Below are 17,386 nucleotides of genomic sequence, written 5' to 3'. Positions count from 1 at the left end.
CCAACCCGCCCGCCACGTACGGGCACATTGGAGTGAGACATATGAACAGCTTGCGTCCCAAGCGGCTCGGACACATGGTTTTGATGGTGCGGGACATCCAGCGCTCGGCCAAGTTCTATACGGAAGTCCTGGGCCTGAAGGTGTCGGACTGGATTGGCGATCAGATGGTCTTCCTGCGCGCTGGCGCTGACCACCATGACCTGGCGCTGTCCCAGCTGCCGAAGGATTCGCCCGACTTCAACGACCTGCCGCGCTACTCGCGCCCCGGGCTGGAGCACTTCTCCTACCTGATCGACAGCGTTGAAGAGATGGAGCGCTCCGTCAAGGTGCTGCAGGAGCACGGCGTGGAGATCGTGCGTGGCATCGGCCGCCACGGCCCGGGTGACAACTATTTCCTCGTCTTCAAAGACCCGGACGGCAACAACGTCGAGGTCTACTGCAACATGGAACAGATTGGCGAACGCGACCCGCGCCAAGCCCAGGTGTGGGAGCGCAGCATCGAGTCGTTCGACCAGTACCGCTTCGAGCGCTTTGTCGTGCCGCCGCCCCCGCACCTCGTGGCGCAGAAGGCGGGCGCAGCGGCACCCAAGGGCGAATCTGCCGACAAGGATGCCCCCGGAGACAAGTCATGAGGCGCGCGCTGGAAACCGCCGCGTTCTGGATCGTCGTCGGGCTGGTGTGGGAATTTGGCGTGCGCTGGAGCGGCGCGCCCGAGTATGTGTGGCCATCGTTGTCGTCCGTGCTTTCGGCCGGTTGGGAGATGCGCGCGCAGTTGCTGAGCGACTCCATTACTACTGCGGGCGAAGTGTTTGCGGGCTTCATGCTCGCGCTGGTGAGTGGGCTCGGGCTGGGGCTGCTGGCCAGCACCTCGGCCATCGCCCGGCGCACGCTGTTTCCACTCGTGACGGCTTTGCAGAGCATGCCGAAGATCGCGCTGGCGCCGCTGTTGATCGTCTGGTTTGGCTATGGGTTTACCTCCAAGCTGGCCGCAGCGGTGCTGTTTGCGTTTTTCCCGATCGTGGTCGCCACGATGGGCGGCCTGGCGGGCGTGCCGCAGAACCTGGACGAGCACTTCCGCGCGCTGGGCGCCTCAGCTTCGCGCACGTTCTGGCACTTGCGTCTGCCTGCCGCCATGCCGGCGCTGATGGACGGCCTGAAGATCGCCATGCCGCTGGCGGTGATCGGCGCCATCGTGGGCGAGTTCATTGGTTCGGAAGCTGGGCTGGGGCATCTGATCGTGTTCGCAACGTCGAATGCGCAAACGCCGCTGTGCTTTGCGGCCATTCTGATGGTCACGGCGCTGGCGATGGTGTTCTACGCCGCCGTCGATTGGGTTTCGCGTGCTGTCTGGTGGAGAGGAGTCACGGTCTGATGGCAATCGTCAATCTGTCGCGCGCCGTGCCGCGCGAAACCGCAGTGATCGCCGCTGCCCACCCCGCAGCGCAGGACCTGATGGCCCGCGTGATGATCGATGTCGACAACGTCGGTAAGCGCTTTGCCGCGCGCGGCGGTGCCGCAGCGTTCAATGCGCTTGAGGACATCTCGATGCAGGTGCGGCAGCGCGAGTTCGTCTCCATCCTGGGGCCTAGCGGTTGCGGCAAGAGCACGCTGCTGCGCATGGTAGCGGGGCTGGTGCCTTGTGATGCGGGTGAGATCCGTGTCGACGGCAAGTCGATTGCAGCGCCAGTCCCAGAGATCGGTGTGGTCTTCCAGACCAGCAACATGCTGCCGTGGCTCACGGTGGGCGACAACATCCGCCTGGGCGCCAAGCTGCGCAACCTCCCAAGCGTGAAGACCGAGGCGCGTCTGCCGGGTCTGCTCGATACGCTCGGACTCACGCAGTTTGTTGATCGCTACCCGCACGAGCTGTCGGGTGGCATGCGTCAGCGTGCGGCCATCGGGCAGATTCTGCTGCTTGAGCCGCGTGTGATGCTGATGGATGAGCCATTCGGCGCGTTGGATGCCCTCACGCGCGACAAGCTCAACGTTGAACTGCTGCGCATCTGGCAACAGAGCACGCTGACGGTGCTGCTTGTCACGCACAGCATCCACGAGGCGGTGTTCCTGTCGGACCGCGTGCTGGTGATGTCGCCACGCCCCGGCCGCGTGCAGCACGATGTGAAGATCGACCTGCCTCGCCCGCGGCAACCGGACGAGATCAAGCGCGACCCCCGCTACGGCGAATACGTCTCGGAACTGTCTCGCATGATGGGCGTGTTCTGACCTGAGTGTGGGTTCTGAACGGGCGGGCGACTGCTACGATCGTGCATCGCCCGCCTTGAATGACAACAGATATGCAAGCCAATCCGCTCAGCGAGATCTCTCTGATCCGCAGGCTGAAACTGAATCAACTGATGATCTTCGAGCGCGTGCTGGAGACGCGCTCGGTCGTGCGTGCCGCCAACGAAATGCGGCTGACGCAGCCCGCCGTGACGAAGGTCATTCACGAATTGGAATCGTGCTTTGACGGCGCGCTGTTCTCGCGCTCCAACCGCGGTGTCGTGCCAACGGAGCTGGGGCTCATGCTCGGCCGGCGCGTGAAGTCGCTCATGGCCGAGTTGCGCTATATGACCGACGAACTGAATGACTTCCGGCTCGGCACCAGCGGACATGTGATCGTCGGTACGCTGATCTCGGCATCAGCGCGGCTGCTGCCGCGTGCCATTGCCATGGTGAAGGCGCGCACGCCCAACGTGCTCGTTACCGTGCGCGAAGGGACGACGGCGCATCTGTTTCCAGCTTTAGCGACAGGCGATCTGGACATCGTCGTTGGCCGCTTGCCCGAGCGGGAGCTGCCGATCGCCAGTGCGTTTCCGTTGACGCACGAAGCGCTGTTCGATGAATCGCTGTGCGTGGTGGTGGGCAAGGGCTATGGCGCTTTGCCGGAGCGCGTGGCGCATCTGTCGGAGCTGGCGGGTTCGCCCTGGATTCTGCCGACCCCGGACTCCCCGGCGCGGCTGGCGGCGGAGCACCTGTTCCGCTCAGCAGGGCTGCCGCTGCCGACCGATATCGTCGAGTCGCTCTCGCTGTTGACCAACATCGGCCTGCTGCTGGAGACGCCGCGCATTGCGCTGATGCCGCGCGTGGCAGCAAAGCAGTTTGCCGATGCAGGGTTGGTGCGCATTCTTGACCTGCCGGAAACGGCCGCGTTTGGCACCGTGGGATTCTCGGTGCGCTCAAACAAGGAGCAGAGCGCAGCTTGCGGGGTCTTTATCGAATGTCTGCGGGAAGCTGCGCAAGCCACCACACCCAGCGTCGGTAAATTTGCCTGAAAGCCACGCGGGACAAGGCGTGCGCTGGTATTCCGGTTTGGGATACTTGGCGCCGAATGTTTCATTGTTCTTCTTCGCCGCGCATCCCTAGACTCCTGCCAACACTTCAACAAGAGCAGGAGACGTTGTGAACCAGGAACCGGCTGACGCCGCGCGCACACCGCGGCTTTTACGGCACTACATCGATGGTGAGTTCGTGGCAAGCGCCACCACGTTTGCCGATGTCAGCCCTGTCGACGGCACGCTGGTCGCACAGGTATGCGAGGCCGATGCAGCTGCCGTTGACCAGGCCGTGCGCGCCGCTCGCGCCGCTCAACTCTCGGGCTGGCGCGACACCACCCCCGCCCAGCGCGCCGATTGGTTGCACCGCATTGCCGACGGCATCCAGGCACGCTTCGACGACTTTGTTGCCGCTGAAGTGGCCGACACCGGCCGCCCGCTTACGCAGGCCCGCACGCTGGACGTGGCTCGCGGCATCGCCAACTTCCGCACGTTTGCCGACCTGATCCGCACGGCCAACAGCGAGTTCTTCGAGACGCATACGCCCGACGGCAGCGAGTACATCAACTACGTGCGACGCAAGCCGCTGGGCGTGATCGGCATCATCTCGCCGTGGAACCTGCCGCTGCTCCTCTTTACGTGGAAGGTTGCGCCTGCGCTGGCCATGGGCAACTGCGTTGTCGCCAAGCCGTCGGAAGAGACGCCGGGTTCAGCCACGCTACTGGCGGAGGTCATGCACGACGTGGGCTTGCCGCCTGGTGTGTTCAACCTGATCCACGGTCATGGCCCGAACGCCGCAGGGGAGTTCCTCACGCGACATCCGGACATCAGCGCCATCACCTTCACGGGTGAATCGCGCACCGGCAGCGCCATCATGAAGACCGTCGCCGACGGTGTGAAAGAGATCTCGTTCGAGCTGGGCGGCAAGAACGCCGCAGTGGTGTTTGCCGATGCGGATTTCGACGCTGCGGTGGAGGGCGTCGTCAAATCGAGCTTCACCAATGCCGGGCAGGTGTGCCTGTGCAGCGAGCGTGTGTATGTTGAGCGACCGATCTTCGATCGCTTTGTTGCAGCGCTGAAAGAACGCACAGAGCAGCTGTGTGTCGGCGCACCGGACGACCCGGCCACCACCATGGGGCCGCTCATCTCGCGCGGCCATCGGGAAAAGGTGCTGTCCTACTTCCGCTTGGCCGTGGAAGAGGGCGCGACAGTCGTCACCGGCGGAGGTGTACCGCAGTTTGGCGACGCCCGAGACGACGGAGCCTTTGTCCAGCCGACCATCTGGACCGGGCTGCCAGACACGGCGCGCTGCGTGAAAGAGGAAATCTTCGGGCCGGTGTGCCACATCGCCCCGTTTGACGCGGAGGACGAGGTGATCCGCCGCGTGAATGACAGCGCCTATGGCCTGGCCGCCAGCATCTGGACCACGCAGCTCGCACGCGGCCATCGCGTTGCCAAGCAGATCGAAACGGGCATCGTGTGGATAAACGCCTGGTTCGTGCGCGACCTGCGTACGCCGTTCGGTGGCGCAAAGCTCTCCGGCATTGGCCGTGAGGGCGGGCGGCATTCGCTCGATTTCTATTCCGAGTTGACCAACGTCTGCGTGAGGGTCGCATGAGCACCATCGATATGAACGCGGCCGTCGCGTTGGCGCATCAACTGTGGCAAGCCGAGCAGGACAGCACACCACGCGCGCCCGTGCGTGACGCGATTGCCGCGCTTGGCGGCGATCCGCTGGAGGCGGCGTATGCCGTGCAGCGCGTCAACACGGAGCGCAAGCTTGCCAGTGGCCGGCGGTTGGTCGGCCGCAAGATTGGACTGACGTCCAAGGCGGTGCAGGCTCAACTGGGCGTCGATCAACCCGACTTCGGCATGCTGTTCGACGACATGGCGATTGCCGATGGCGAAGAGATTGCCTTGTCTCGCACGCTGCAACCGAAGGTGGAAGCCGAGATCGCGCTGGTGCTGGAGCACGATCTGCCGCACGAGCGCCACACCATTGCCGACCTGATTCGCGCGACGGCCTACGCGCTGCCCGCCATTGAGATCGTCGGCAGCCGTATCGCCAACTGGGACATCCGCCTGACCGACACGGTGGCCGACAACGCGTCCAGCGGCTTGTTTGTACTCGGCAACCGTCCGGTCAAGCTCGATGCGTTCGACGCCATCCAGTGCGGCATGGTGATGGAGCGTCGCGGCGATCAGGTGAGCGTAGGCGCCGGGGCAGCATGCCTCGGTAACCCGCTGCACGCTGCGCTCTGGCTGGCCAACACCATGACCCGTGTGAACGCGCCGCTTCGGGCCGGCGACATCGTGCTCACAGGTGCACTCGGGCCGATGGCGGCTGTCATCCCAGGCGACGTCTTTACCGCACATATCGAAGGCCTCGGCAGTGTGAGCGCTTGTTTTTCCACCCAACCGGATCCCGCGCAATGAAGGGCAAATCCAAGCAAGCTGTCGCCATCATTGGCTCCGGCAATATCGGTACCGATTTAATGATCAAGGTGCTGCGCAACGCCCAGCATCTGGAGATGGGCGCGATGGTCGGCATCGACCCCAATTCCGACGGGCTGGCCCGCGCCACTCGACTTGGTGTGCCCAACACCTCGGGCGGCATCGACGGGCTGGTCGCGATGCCCAACTTTGGCGATATCCGGATCGCGTTTGACGCGACCTCCGCCAGCGCGCACGCCCACCACGCAAAGGTGCTGCGCCAGCATGGCGTTCAGGTGATCGACTTGACGCCCGCAGCCATCGGACCTTTCGTCGTGCCAGTGGTGAACCTGTTCGAGCATGTCGAAGCGCCCAATGTGAACATGGTGACCTGCGGCGGCCAGGCAACGATTCCCATCGTGGCTGCGGTCTCGCGGGTTGCTCCTGTGCACTATGCGGAGATTGTTGCTTCCATCGCGAGCCGTTCTGCCGGCCCCGGTACGCGCGCCAACATCGACGAGTTCACGGAGACGACTTCGAAGGCCGTCGAAACCGTGGGCGGCGCGGCGCGTGGCAAGGCCATCATCGTGCTGAACCCTGCCGAGCCGCCGTTGATGATGCGCGACACCGTCTATTGCCTCACCGACAAAGATGCAGACACCGCCGCCATTGCAGACTCGATCGAAGCCATGGTGGCGGCCGTCGCCAGCTACGTACCGGGCTATCGGCTCAAACAGGCTGTCCAGTTTGACCGCTACACCGCTGACAGCCCGCTGGCACTGCACGCGAATGACCGTCGCGCAGGGTTGAAGGTGAGCGTCTTCCTGGAGGTGGAAGGCGCCGCGCATTACCTGCCGTCGTACGCGGGCAACCTGGACATCATGACCTCGGCAGCGCTGGCTGCTGCCGAGCAGATCGCGGCAAGCCGCGCAGCAGCCTGACGGAGGATCGGCCATGACCACGATTACCAAGACCGACGCCAAGAAAATCTACGTCTCGGACGTGACGCTGCGCGACGGCATGCACGCGATTCGCCATCAGTATTCGCTCGAGCAGGCGGTTGCCATTGCCCGGGCGCTGGATGAGGCGGGTGTCGATAGCATCGAAGTTGCGCACGGCGACGGATTGTCGGGTTCGAGCTTCAACTACGGCTTTGGCGCACACACGGATCTGGAGTGGATCGCCGCCGTTGCCGGCACCGTCAAACGTGCCCGCGTGGCGACGTTGCTGCTGCCCGGCATCGGCACCGTCCATGACTTGCGCGCCGCCTACGATGCCGGTGCACGTGTCGTGCGCATCGCCACCCACTGCACCGAGGCGGACATCTCCAGGCAGCACATCGAGTACGCCCGCTCGCTCGGCATGGATACAGTCGGCTTCCTGATGATGTCGCACATGACCTCCCCGCAAGCGCTGAGCGTGCAGGCGAAGTTGATGGAAAGCTACGGCGCGCAATGCGTCTATGTGGTGGATTCTGGCGGCGCGCTCAGCATGCGCGATGTGGCCGAGCGCTTCGACGCACTAAAAGCCGTATTGGACCCCGCGACGCAAACGGGCATGCATGCGCACCACAACCTCTCGCTGGGTGTAGCGAACTCCATCGTTGCGCTGGAACACGGCTGTGACCGCGTGGACGCCTCGCTAACGGGCATGGGAGCGGGCGCCGGCAACGCGCCGCTTGAAGTCTTCATTGCTGCAGTTGACCGCATGGGCTTGCACCACGGTTGCGACGTGAAGAAGCTGATCGACGCGGCAGAAGATATCGTGCGGCCGCTGCAGGAGCGCCCCGTGCGCGTCGATCGCGAAACGCTGGCGCTGGGCTACGCCGGTGTGTATTCGAGCTTCCTGCGTCATACCGAAACAGCAGCGGCCAAGTACGGGTTGTCTGCGTTCGACATCATGGTCGAGTTAGGCCGCCGCCGCATGGTGGGCGGTCAGGAAGACATGATCGTCGACGTAGCGCTCGACATGCTGAAAGCACGCGAGTCCGCGCTGAAGTTGCCGGGCAAGGAGGCCGCATGACCGATCTCAACGCCATTGCCGCACGTATTGACGACGCAGCGCGCTATGCAGAGCCCATTGCGCAGTTGACCGACGACGCGGGCTTTTCGCTGGACGAAGCTTACGAAATCCAGCGAGCGTCGATCGAGCGCCGCATCCATCGCGGTGAAAGCATGGTGGGCGTCAAGCTGGGCTTTACCAGCCGGGCCAAGATGGTGCAGATGGGCGTCGATAGCCTGATCTGGGGCTGGCTGACCGACAGCATGCTTGAAGAAGACGGCGGGCGGGTATCGCTGGATCGCTTCATTCACCCGCGTGTGGAGCCGGAAGTGTGCTTCCTGACCAGCCGAGAGATTGACCGACCGCTCACGCCGCTGGAAGCCGCGAGCTATCTGGAAGCCGTGGCGCCTGCCATGGAGATCATCGATTCGCGCTACCGCAACTTCAAGTTCACGCTGGAAGACGTGGTGGCCGACAACTGCTCGTCTGCGGGGCTCGTTATTGGACCGTGGTCCCGTCGCTTTGACACGCTGCGTAATGCGGGCGTCCTCATGCGTGTGGATGGACATGCCGTGCAGGTTGGCTCCACTGCGGCCATTCTGGGTGACCCGCTGCGCTCTGTCGTGCAGGCATCGCGTCTCGTCTCGCAGAGCGGCCTTGTGCTGCCGTCCGGCTCGCTCATCATGGCCGGCGCGGCGACTGCCGCACACGCGCTGCCGCGCGGCGCGCACGTGCAGTGCGTGGTCAGCGCACTGGGCACCACGGAATTCACGACCTATTGAGCCATGACCTATTGAGCGCCAACAGCGCGCCAGATTGCTATGACCACTGAAACCAGTCCGCAAGGACGCCTCGTTGATGGCAAGGCCAAGCCGCGTGGCCGTTTCCCGCACATTACGCGTGCGGGCGATTTCCTGTTCGTCTCGGGCACCAGCTCGCGCCGTCCGGACAACACGATTGCAGGTGCCTCCGCCGACGCTTTGGGCACGACCGAACTCGACATTCGCGAACAGACCCGTGTCGTGATCGAAAACATCCGGGACATCCTGCGCAGCGAAGGCGCAGACCTGTCGAACCTGGTCGAGATCACGTCCTTCCTAGTCAATATGAACGACTTCGCCGGCTACAACGCGGTGTATGGCGAGTACTTTGACGAGACCGGCCCGACGCGTACGACGGTGGCGGTACACCAGTTGCCGCATCCGCATCTGGTGATCGAGATGAAGGCGATTGCGTACGCGCCCAAGCGATAACGCAGGCAGCACCGCGAACAACGATAACGACAACGCCAGGCCGCAAGGAGCGAGACATGTTGACGTACGGAAAGCCGTTCAACTTCCAGCGATGGATCGATGAACACGAGCACCTCCTCAAGCCGCCTGTCGGCAATCAGCAGGTGTGGCAGGACAGCGATTTCATCGTGACGGTCGTGGGTGGGCCGAACCACCGCACGGATTATCACGACGATCCGTTCGAAGAGTTTTTCTATCAGATGCGCGGCAATGCGTACCTGAACCTCTGGATTGACGGCAAACGTGAGCGCCTCGACTTGAAGGAAGGCGACATCCTTCTGCTGCCCCCGCACGTACGGCACTCGCCGCAACGGCCGGAGGCGGGCAGCGTCTGCCTGGTCATCGAGCGGCAGCGTCCGGCAGGCGCGTTGGATGGTTTCGAGTGGTACTGCGATGCGTGTGGGCATCTCGTGCACCGCGTCGAGGTGCAGCTCAAGAGCATTGTGCGTGATCTTCCGCCGCTGTTCGAAGCGTTCTACGCCTCTGAAGACAAACGCCGTTGCCCGCAATGCGGCCATATCCACCCGGGCAAGGCAGCCTGACGCTCTGGCGCCTCATCACACGCAATCAAGAAATCGCAATCGACGATGACACTTCGAATCGACATGCATTCGCACTTCTTCCCGCCTGTCACACGGGAGGAGGCAGCGCGGCTTGATGCAGAGACAGCCCCGTGGCTGCGCATCGATGCCGATGGCGAACGCGGCATGATCATGGCGGGCGACCGCGCCTTTCGCCCCGTTTACCGCGCGCTGTGGGACCCCGCCAAGCGCATCGAAGAGATGGACGCGCTCGGCGTGGACGTGCAGTTGGTTTGTGCCACGCCCGTGATGTTTGGCTACGGCTACGACGGCGCCACCGCACATGATTGGGCCATGCGCATGAATGACCGTGCGCTCGAACTTTGCGCGTATGCGCCGAAGCGCCTGAAGGCACTCGCGCAGGTGCCGCTGCAAGACATCGACCTGGCATGCTGCGAGGCGACGCGCGCGCACCGCTCAGGCCATCACGGCGTGCAGATCGGCAATCACCTGGGGCCGCGCGATCTGGACGACGCCCACCTCGTCACGTTCCTCACGCACTGCGCTGACGACGGCATTCCCGTGCTCGTGCATCCGTGGGACATGATGACCGACGGCCGCATGAAGAAATGGATGCTGCCGTGGCTGGTTGCCATGCCGGCAGAGACGCAACTGAGTATGGTTTCGCTCATCCTTTCCGGCGCGTTCGAGCGGATTCCCAAGTCGCTCAAGCTGTGCTTCGCGCACGGCGGCGGCAGCTTCGCGTTCCTGCTCGGACGCGTGCAGAACGCATGGGAGCAGCGCGACATCGTGCGTGAAGACTGCCCGAATCCTCCCGCCTCGTATCTCGACCGCTTCCACGTGGACAGCGCGGTATTCGACCCGCGTGCCTTGAGCCTGCTTGTCGACACCATGGGCGAAGACCGCGTCTTGCTTGGCTCCGACTACCCGTTCCCGCTGGGTGAACAAAAGATTGGCGACCTCGTGGCCAACCATGCAGACCTGAGCGACGCCGCCAAGGCCAAGATTCTGGGCGGCAATGCCGCGCGCTTCTTCGATTTGCCCGATGCAGCCTGATCCAGAACGGCCGCACCACGCTCCTTTCAATACACAGCAAGACACCATGACTTTGACGATCACTCGGGACGCGTGCGCCGCATTGGATGCCGCCGATACGCTGGCCCATTGCCGCACGCGCTTCAACCTGCCTGCGGACACGATTTACCTCGACGGCAACTCGCTGGGTGCCATGCCGGCCCATGTGCCGGCACGCATGAAACAGGCGCTGGAGCACGAGTGGGCCCATGGCCTGATCCGTTCGTGGAACGACGCCGACTGGTACCCCGCACCGCAGCGCACCGGCGACAAGATCGCCAAGCTGATCGGTGCAGGGCAGGGCGAGGTGATCGTGGCCGACTCCACGTCGGTGAACCTGTTCAAGGTGCTCGTGGCTGCCACCCGCATGCAGCCGGGGCGCCGGGTGATCCTGGCCGAGCGCACGAACTTCCCGACCGACGTGTACATCGCGAGCAGCGTGGCTGAGATGACCGGTTGCGAGCTTCGCTGTGTCGATCCGGACGACGTGCTGGGCGCCATCGACGAGACCGTCGCCATCGTGTCGCTCACGCACGTGAACTACAAGACCGGCAAACGTTATGACATGGAAGCCGTCACCCGCCGGGCACATGAAGTCGGCGCGTTGATCGTCTGGGACTTGTGCCATACGGCGGGTGCCATGCCCGTGCACCTGAACGCGTGCGGGGCAGATTTTGCCGTTGGCTGCGGCTACAAGTATCTGAATGGTGGCCCCGGCGCACCGGCGTTCGTGTTTGTTGCGTCGCGCCATCTGGCGGCAATTCGCCAACCGCTGACGGGCTGGCATGGCCATGCCAAGCCGTTTGAGTTCACGCACGATTACGCACCACATCCTGCCATCGACCGCATGCTGACGGGCACCGCCCCGCAGCTCGGCGTGATTGCGCTGGAAAGCGCGCTCGAGGTATTCGATGGCGTGGATCTCGACACGCTGCGCGCGAAGAGCGTTGCGCTGGGCAACCTGTTCATCACGCTGGCCGATCAGGAACTCGTTGGCCTCGGCTGCGGGCTGGCGTCGCCGCGTGATGCCGATCAGCGTGGCAGCCAGGTTTCGCTCACGCACGAAGCTGGCTACGCCATCATGCAGGCGCTCATCGCCCGCAACGTGATCGGCGACTTCCGGGCGCCCGACATTCTGCGCTTCGGCTTCGCGCCGCTCTATGTCCGCTACGTCGATATCTGGGACACCATCGCCGCGCTCAAGGACATCATCGCGACCTGCGCGTGGAACGCACCTGAATTCCTCGCGCGCAAGTCGGTGACCTGAGCCACAGACCAGGCACCCCGGCAATCTAACGACAAACAAGCGGCCGCGCTGGTGTGGCGCCGGCCGCAGCAAGGAGACACGCCGTGAAGCAACAACGCGGATTCGACGCGATCGTCGAGCGGGAAAAGGGGCTGCACCGAGGCCTGTCCACCGGTCAGCTGTCGATGATTGCCATTGGTGGTGCGATTGGCACGGGTCTGTTCCTGGGCAGCGGTTTCGCCATCGGGTTTGCCGGGCCCGCCGTTCTGGTGAGCTACGCGATCGGCGCGCTGATTGCCTTGCTGCTCATGGGCTGCCTGGCCGAAATGACGGTCGCCCATCCGACCTCCGGTTCGTTCGGCGCCTATGCCGAGCACTACATCGCGCCGTGGGCCGGGTTTCTGGTGCGCTATGCGTACTGGTCTTCGATCGTGCTGGCGGTGGGTGCGGAGGTGACGGCCATCGCTGTGTACATGAAGTACTGGTTTCCCGCGGTGCCCGGCTGGTATTGGATCGTGGGCTTTTCGGCGGCGCTCATCGGCGTCAACGTGGTCAGTGTGAAGATGTTCGGCGCAGTCGAGTACGTGTTCTCGATGTTGAAGATCGCGGCCATCGTCGGTTTCATCCTGCTGGGGGCGTACGTGGTGTTCAGCGCGCCGGCAGCTTCAGGCATTGGCCTGGCGAATTACCGGGTGCAGGGAGGCTTTTTTCCGAAGGGAGCGTGGGGCACGTGGGTGGCCGTGATCGTGTCAATCTTTAGCTACCTGAGCATCGAGATGATTGCCGTGGCCGCCGGCGAGGCGCGCGATCCGCACAAGGCCATCACGAGCGCCTTCCGGGCTACGATGATCCGGCTCGTCGTGTTCTATCTGCTGACGCTTGCGCTGATGCTTGCCATCGTGCCGTGGACGGAGGCCGGTGCCAACGAAAGCCCGTTCGTGAAAGTGATGGCCGCGACATCCGTGCCTGGCGCTGCCGGCGTCTGCAACTTCGTGATCCTGGTGGCCGCGCTGTCGGCCATGAATAGCCAGCTCTACATCACCACGCGAATGATGTTCAGCCTGTCGCGCGCTGGTTATGCACCCAAGGCGCTCGGCCGTCTGAATGCAAGCGGTGTGCCGACGGGGGCCTTGCTGCTTTCGGCAGTTGGTATTGCGGTGGCCACCGTGCTCAACGCGATGTACCCGGACAGCGCCTTCCTGCTGATGATGTCGGTGTCGATGTTCGGCGCGATGCTGACGTGGCTGATGATCTTCATCACGCACCTGTTCTTCCGCCGCCAGCACCGCGGCCAGGTGTTGGCGTTTCGCATGTGGGGGTTCCCGGTGACGTCGTTGGCGGGTGCGGGGCTGATGGCGGCGGCGCTGGTTACCACCTACTTCACGCCCGAGTTCCGGATGACGCTGCTCTGCGGCGTGCCGTTCATGGTCGCGCTGTTGGTGGTGTATGGCGTGTGGTATCGCCGGCAGGCACATGCTGCCCAGGCGGTGACCTCTTCTTGATCCGGCGAATGTCCGTTATTCTCGCCAGTCCCAACATTGACGGAGTCGTTCTTCATGTCGCTGAATTTTCTCGGCATTGCCGGCAGCCTGCGCCGCAAATCCACCAACCAGGGTCTGCTCCGTGCGGCGTCCGCTCGCCTTCCCGCCGGCGTTGAAATGGACGTGGCCGACCTGACGGATATTCCGTTCTATAACGCCGACATCACGGACAAGCCTGCTTCGGTGGTGCGCGTGCTCGAACAGATCGGGCGTGCCGATGCGCTGGTGCTGGCCTGCCCTGAATACAACTACTCGCTGGCGCCGGCGCTGAAGAACATTCTGGACTGGGCCTCGCGCGAGCCCAACAACGCGCTGCTGGCAGGCAAGCCCGTCGCGATCCTGGGTGCGGGCGGCGGCATGGGCACGTCGCGCGCGCAGTACCACCTGCGTCAGGTGTGCGTGTATCTGGACCTGCATCCGCTGAACAAGCCGGAAGTGTTTGCCAACGCGTTTGCTGGCGGCTTCTCTGCTGATGGCGATCTCACAGACGAGCGTATCGCGGGCCTGATCACCGAGCAGATGCAGGCGCTGGCCAACTGGACGTTGAAGCACAAGGCTTGAATAAAGCCTTGCAGTAAATGAATTACTCGCCGGCGTGCAGCGTGCGGTTGCGCCCGGCGAGCGAGCCCGCCATCAGCGAGGCCAGCGCAATTGCGCTGAACAACCAGCCCATCACGGCCCAACTGCCGGTCAGATCGTGCAGCACCCCCATGAGATACGGCCCCGCGGCAGCCATGGTGTAGCCAATGCCCTGCGTCATGGCCGACAGGCTTGCCGCCACGCGAGCATCGGCCGAGCGCAGCACGATCAGCGACAGCGCCACGCTGAAGTTGCCGCCCTGGCCAAGCCCCAGCAACACCGCCCACCACCACAGCGTTGACAGTGGTGCATACAGGCAGCCGATCAGGCCGGCCCAGCACATCAGCATCATCAGGAACACGGCGGGGCGTTGATCGCGCCCGAGCCGCGCCACGAACGGCCCGCCCAGCGCAGTGATGAGCTGCACAAGAATCGACACCGCCACCACCACGCCCGACTGCACGGCGGATAGCCCGCGGTCTTGCAGGATCACAGGCAGCCAGCCGAACACGCAATACGCCAGCGACGATTGCAGCCCCATGTAGAGCGTCACCTGCCAGGCGATCGGCTTGTTCCACAGTGACACGCGCTGAAGCCGAGTGGCCGCGCCCTTGCCGTGCGCATGCCGCATGTGCGGCCACCAGCCAACAAAGGCCAGCAGCGCGGGCAGCGCCCAGAATGCCAGCGCGGGCTGCCAGCCGCCCAGCCATGCCGAAAGCGGCGCGCTTGCCCCGGCTGCCACCGCGGCACCAAAGCACAGCGCCATGGTGTAGACGCCGGTCATCAGGTCAGCCTGGCGGCCGAAATCCCGCTTGACGATGCCCGGCAACAGAACGCCCGTGACGCCAATGCAGGCGCCCGCTGCCAGCGTCCCGATGAACAACGGTGCAACGCCCCCTGCGCTGCGCAACGCAATGCCAGCCGCCAGCGCAATGAGCAAGCCGCCCACGGCGCGTTCTGCACCAAAACGCCGAGCCAACATCGCCGCCGCAGGCGCAAACAGGCCCAGGCACAGCACGGGCAGCGTCGTCAGCAACCCTGCCGTGGCGCCCGACAGCCCAGTGCCGGCTGTCACTTGTTTCAACACCGGCGACAGGCTCGACAGCGCGGGCCGCAGGTTCACGCCCACCAGCACCAGCCCGACAACGAGCAGGATCAGCGCGCCAGACGACGGGCGGTCTGCAGCGTCATGCGCAGCAGGAGATGGCGATGTGTGTGGACGTTGGGACATGGCAGAACGGGCATGCAAGCAAGCTGCCGATTGTAGGCTGCGCGCCCGATTGGTGCATGCGCGCAGTCCAATGCCAATGATGCCGACGACGCTATTAAGCGGTGTTGAGTCGCGCAGCGAGGTCGGCCAGCACGTCTGCGGAAGGCGCGCCGCGTTCGGCTGCCAATGCCAGCGCACGCCGTGTGAGTGCGGTGTACAGCGCGGCGTGATCGGCGCCCAATGCATCGAGCGCTTGCAGGTGTTTGTCGATGACGCCGCCGTCTCCGCGCGAGACCGGGCCTGCCAGTGCCCCAGCCAGGCCGCGGGCGCGTGCCGCAGCCAGCGTGCCGTCCACCAGCGGCCACATGGCGGCCACAGCGGCATCACGGTCGATGCCTGCGGCCTCCCACAACGTGGCGGCTTCGTGGAGTGCGCACAGCAGGAAGCTGGCGGCGTAATTGGCACCGGCGTGATACAGAGCACGTTGCCCGGCACGCACTTTCAACGGCGTGCAGCCGAGCCGCAGTGCAAAGCTGGCGAGCGCCGCGTCGTGCGGCGCATCAGCATCAATGGCGATGGACGCGCCGCCCAGACGTTCGGCATCGTCGGGCAAGCCGGCAAACAGAAACAGCGGATGAAAGCTGGCGGTATCCGCGCCGCACCGGCGGGCGCCGTCCAGCAAGTCGCGCTCGCCGGCGCCGCTGCAATGGATGACGAGTTGGCCGGGCCGCCAGCGTACGTTGTCGACCACGCCCGGGATGGCGTCATCCGGCACGGTCACGAACACCCAGTCGGCGGTATCCGCCACGCCTTGCGGGTCGACCGCCTTGGCGCCTGTGGCTTGCGCGAGCCACGCGGCGGGTGCGCTTGAACGGTTGGCAACCGCCACGGTGCGTACGCCCGTGCCGTGCGCCCGTGTGGCCAATGCCCGCGCCAGCCGCCCCGCGCCAATCCAGCCCACCGAGACCGGCGTTTCGATTGCAAAAGACGTCATGGCAAACCTCGATTTTTCATGGTCCGCATCTTATAGCGAAGCCACTTCAGTACACCGCGATGCGCCAATCAGGCGGTCGGGCGGTACGGCCGGTAAACTGCACGCCTTTGCCGGCAGCGTTTGGCCGGGCGTGAGCAAACGGTTTTCTTCAGGCGGACATGTCAGTGCAGGCAGGCGTTAAGCAAAGCAAAAGTAGGGCAACCCTCATCGGGCTCATCGCGGTGCTGTTGTGGAGTTCGATCGTCGGGTTGATCCGGGGCGTGAGCCAGCATCTGGGGGCCGTGGGTGGCGCTGCCATGATCTATACCGTCGCGTCGGTGCTGTTGGTATTCACCGTCGGCTTCCATAATTTGAAGACCTTTCCGCGGCGCTATCTGGTGTGGGGCAGCCTGTTGTTCGTGTCGTACGAGCTGTGCCTCTCGCTGTCGATCGGCTACGCCAACAGCGGGCGGCAGGCGATCGAAGTCGGGATGGTCAATTACCTGTGGCCGACGTTCACGATGCTGTCGGCCATTGCCTTCAACAAACAGCGGGCGAATGCTCTGATCGTGCCGGGTGTCCTTATTTCCATCCTCGGCATTTGCTTCGTGCTTGGCGGTGATCAAGGGCTCGATATCGGCGGCATGGCCGAGAACGTCAAGGACAACCCGCTCAGTTATGGACTGGCGTTCACGGGCGCGGTGATCTGGGCGGCGTATTGCACGGTCACAAGCCGGATCGCCGAGGGCAAGAACGGTGCAACGCTGTTCTTCATCCTGACGGCGCTGGCCCTGTGGATCAAGTTTTTCGCCACGGGCGGCGGGGCGATGCATTTCAGCGTGTCGGCGCTGGTCTACCTTGCGTTGGCGGCATCAGCAATGGGCTTCGGCTACGCGGCCTGGAACGTCGGCATCTTGCACGGCAACGTCACGGTGTTGGCGACCGCGTCGTATTTCATCCCCGTGTTTTCCGCTGCCTTGGCCGCTTCGTTGTTGCATGCCCCGCTGTCGTTCGCGTTCTGGAAGGGCGCGTCGATGGTGGTTGCAGGGTCGATCCTGTGCTGGCTTGCCACGCGTGGTGGTCGCGCAAAGACGTTGTCTTCGCCCAAGTCTTCCGCCTGACGTAAGAACTGGCACACGGGACATCCGCCGTTTCTACAAATTCGCAATTAACCGCCAGGCATTCAGGAAAACCGTAGATAGAGCCAGCACGGGAACGGGGCG

At 64.0% G+C, this 17,386-nt stretch carries 18 protein-coding genes; 16 read left to right on the top strand and 2 right to left on the bottom strand.

Features of this window, described 5'->3' with window-relative positions:
* Positions 1–41: 41 nt before the first annotated feature.
* From ACCD03_RS11745 to ACCD03_RS11675, 15 genes are all read left to right on the top strand, one after another.
* Positions 42–632 (top strand): VOC family protein, encoded by a 591-nt coding sequence (locus tag ACCD03_RS11745; RefSeq protein WP_045206464.1) that lies wholly within the window; start codon positions 42–44, stop codon positions 630–632.
* Positions 629–1,372: an ABC transporter permease gene (locus ACCD03_RS11740; protein ID WP_253542438.1), complete on the top strand. Its 744-nt coding sequence runs from the start codon at positions 629–631 to the stop codon at positions 1,370–1,372. The genes ACCD03_RS11745 and ACCD03_RS11740 overlap by 4 nt, the downstream gene beginning before the upstream one ends.
* On the top strand, positions 1,372–2,223 hold the full coding sequence (locus ACCD03_RS11735) for an ABC transporter ATP-binding protein (RefSeq protein ID WP_253542440.1): 852 nt from the start codon (positions 1,372–1,374) through the stop codon (positions 2,221–2,223). Before ACCD03_RS11740 ends, ACCD03_RS11735 begins: the two co-directional genes overlap by 1 nt.
* Positions 2,224–2,294: 71 nt before the next feature.
* Complete coding sequence (locus ACCD03_RS11730; RefSeq protein WP_413411664.1) at positions 2,295–3,272, top strand: LysR family transcriptional regulator; 978 nt, start codon at positions 2,295–2,297, stop codon at positions 3,270–3,272.
* Between the two features lie 127 nt (positions 3,273–3,399).
* Positions 3,400–4,890 carry a 2-hydroxymuconic semialdehyde dehydrogenase gene (locus ACCD03_RS11725; protein WP_413411662.1) on the top strand — a complete coding sequence of 497 codons (1,491 nt, stop codon included), beginning with the start codon at positions 3,400–3,402 and terminating at the stop codon, positions 4,888–4,890.
* Complete coding sequence (locus ACCD03_RS11720; RefSeq protein WP_413411660.1) at positions 4,887–5,708, top strand: fumarylacetoacetate hydrolase family protein; 822 nt, start codon at positions 4,887–4,889, stop codon at positions 5,706–5,708. The genes ACCD03_RS11725 and ACCD03_RS11720 overlap by 4 nt, the downstream gene beginning before the upstream one ends.
* Positions 5,705–6,646 carry an acetaldehyde dehydrogenase (acetylating) gene (locus tag ACCD03_RS11715; protein WP_413411658.1) on the top strand — a complete coding sequence of 314 codons (942 nt, stop codon included), beginning with the start codon at positions 5,705–5,707 and terminating at the stop codon, positions 6,644–6,646. Before ACCD03_RS11720 ends, ACCD03_RS11715 begins: the two co-directional genes overlap by 4 nt.
* Positions 6,647–6,659: 13 nt before the next feature.
* Positions 6,660–7,727, top strand: a complete 1,068-nt coding sequence (dmpG, locus tag ACCD03_RS11710) for a 4-hydroxy-2-oxovalerate aldolase (RefSeq protein ID WP_045206470.1) — start codon at positions 6,660–6,662, stop codon at positions 7,725–7,727.
* Entirely contained in the window at positions 7,724–8,488 is a 765-nt protein-coding gene (locus tag ACCD03_RS11705; RefSeq protein ID WP_413411655.1) for a 2-keto-4-pentenoate hydratase, read from the top strand. The genes dmpG and ACCD03_RS11705 overlap by 4 nt, the downstream gene beginning before the upstream one ends.
* A 39-nt stretch (positions 8,489–8,527) precedes the next feature.
* Positions 8,528–8,959 (top strand): RidA family protein, encoded by a 432-nt coding sequence (locus ACCD03_RS11700; protein ID WP_413411653.1) that lies wholly within the window; start codon positions 8,528–8,530, stop codon positions 8,957–8,959.
* Positions 8,960–9,015: 56 nt separating this feature from the next.
* A complete protein-coding gene (locus tag ACCD03_RS11695) occupies positions 9,016–9,540 on the top strand; it encodes a 3-hydroxyanthranilate 3,4-dioxygenase (RefSeq protein WP_413411652.1) in 525 nt (174 codons plus the stop codon).
* Between the two features lie 45 nt (positions 9,541–9,585).
* Positions 9,586–10,596 carry an amidohydrolase family protein gene (locus ACCD03_RS11690; protein WP_045206474.1) on the top strand — a complete coding sequence of 337 codons (1,011 nt, stop codon included), beginning with the start codon at positions 9,586–9,588 and terminating at the stop codon, positions 10,594–10,596.
* 46 nt (positions 10,597–10,642) lie between these two features.
* Positions 10,643–11,881 carry a kynureninase gene (gene kynU / locus ACCD03_RS11685; RefSeq protein WP_325648883.1) on the top strand — a complete coding sequence of 413 codons (1,239 nt, stop codon included), beginning with the start codon at positions 10,643–10,645 and terminating at the stop codon, positions 11,879–11,881.
* Positions 11,882–11,964: 83 nt separating this feature from the next.
* Complete coding sequence (locus ACCD03_RS11680) at positions 11,965–13,362, top strand: amino acid permease (protein WP_413411649.1); 1,398 nt, start codon at positions 11,965–11,967, stop codon at positions 13,360–13,362.
* Positions 13,363–13,416: 54 nt separating this feature from the next.
* Entirely contained in the window at positions 13,417–13,962 is a 546-nt protein-coding gene (locus ACCD03_RS11675) for an NADPH-dependent FMN reductase (protein ID WP_253542482.1), read from the top strand.
* 22 nt (positions 13,963–13,984) lie between these two features.
* Here ACCD03_RS11675 and ACCD03_RS11670 read toward each other — a convergent pair whose 3' ends face one another.
* Both ACCD03_RS11670 and ACCD03_RS11665 read right to left on the bottom strand, forming a co-directional pair.
* Positions 13,985–15,211, bottom strand: coding sequence for a CynX/NimT family MFS transporter (locus ACCD03_RS11670; RefSeq protein ID WP_413411647.1), 1,227 nt, complete (start codon positions 15,209–15,211; stop codon positions 13,985–13,987).
* Between the two features lie 94 nt (positions 15,212–15,305).
* Positions 15,306–16,184 carry a Rossmann-like and DUF2520 domain-containing protein gene (locus tag ACCD03_RS11665; protein WP_413411646.1) on the bottom strand — a complete coding sequence of 293 codons (879 nt, stop codon included), beginning with the start codon at positions 16,182–16,184 and terminating at the stop codon, positions 15,306–15,308.
* 158 nt (positions 16,185–16,342) lie between these two features.
* Here ACCD03_RS11665 and yddG point away from each other — a divergent pair, with 158 nt between their 5' ends.
* Complete coding sequence (gene yddG / locus ACCD03_RS11660) at positions 16,343–17,284, top strand: aromatic amino acid DMT transporter YddG (RefSeq protein WP_413411645.1); 942 nt, start codon at positions 16,343–16,345, stop codon at positions 17,282–17,284.
* The last annotated feature ends 102 nt before the right edge of the window (positions 17,285–17,386 follow it).

The sequence above is a fragment of the Ralstonia sp. Ralssp135 genome (genome assembly GCF_047304345.1).
Lineage (GTDB): Bacteria > Pseudomonadota > Gammaproteobacteria > Burkholderiales > Burkholderiaceae > Ralstonia > Ralstonia chuxiongensis.
The sequence above is the reverse complement of the archived record's forward strand: the minus strand, read 5'-3'. Positions and strand labels throughout refer to the sequence as shown.

Excerpts from the sequence above, each read along its gene's own strand:
- ACCD03_RS11745 (WP_045206464.1), top strand. The coding sequence starts at position 42 with ATGAACAGCTTGCGTCCCAAGCGGCTCGGACACATGGTTTTGATGGTG.
- ACCD03_RS11740 (WP_253542438.1), top strand. The coding sequence starts at position 629 with ATGAGGCGCGCGCTGGAAACCGCCGCGTTCTGGATCGTCGTCGGGCTG.
- ACCD03_RS11735 (WP_253542440.1), top strand. The coding sequence starts at position 1,372 with ATGGCAATCGTCAATCTGTCGCGCGCCGTGCCGCGCGAAACCGCAGTG.
- ACCD03_RS11730 (WP_413411664.1), top strand. The coding sequence starts at position 2,295 with ATGCAAGCCAATCCGCTCAGCGAGATCTCTCTGATCCGCAGGCTGAAA.
- ACCD03_RS11720 (WP_413411660.1), top strand. The coding sequence starts at position 4,887 with ATGAGCACCATCGATATGAACGCGGCCGTCGCGTTGGCGCATCAACTG.
- ACCD03_RS11715 (WP_413411658.1), top strand. The coding sequence starts at position 5,705 with ATGAAGGGCAAATCCAAGCAAGCTGTCGCCATCATTGGCTCCGGCAAT.
- dmpG (WP_045206470.1), top strand. The coding sequence starts at position 6,660 with ATGACCACGATTACCAAGACCGACGCCAAGAAAATCTACGTCTCGGAC.
- ACCD03_RS11705 (WP_413411655.1), top strand. The coding sequence starts at position 7,724 with ATGACCGATCTCAACGCCATTGCCGCACGTATTGACGACGCAGCGCGC.
- ACCD03_RS11700 (WP_413411653.1), top strand. The coding sequence starts at position 8,528 with ATGACCACTGAAACCAGTCCGCAAGGACGCCTCGTTGATGGCAAGGCC.
- ACCD03_RS11695 (WP_413411652.1), top strand. The coding sequence starts at position 9,016 with ATGTTGACGTACGGAAAGCCGTTCAACTTCCAGCGATGGATCGATGAA.
- ACCD03_RS11690 (WP_045206474.1), top strand. The coding sequence starts at position 9,586 with ATGACACTTCGAATCGACATGCATTCGCACTTCTTCCCGCCTGTCACA.
- kynU (WP_325648883.1), top strand. The coding sequence starts at position 10,643 with ATGACTTTGACGATCACTCGGGACGCGTGCGCCGCATTGGATGCCGCC.
- ACCD03_RS11675 (WP_253542482.1), top strand. The coding sequence starts at position 13,417 with ATGTCGCTGAATTTTCTCGGCATTGCCGGCAGCCTGCGCCGCAAATCC.
- ACCD03_RS11670 (WP_413411647.1), bottom strand. The coding sequence starts at position 15,211 with ATGTCCCAACGTCCACACACATCGCCATCTCCTGCTGCGCATGACGCT.
- ACCD03_RS11665 (WP_413411646.1), bottom strand. The coding sequence starts at position 16,184 with ATGACGTCTTTTGCAATCGAAACGCCGGTCTCGGTGGGCTGGATTGGC.
- yddG (WP_413411645.1), top strand. The coding sequence starts at position 16,343 with ATGTCAGTGCAGGCAGGCGTTAAGCAAAGCAAAAGTAGGGCAACCCTC.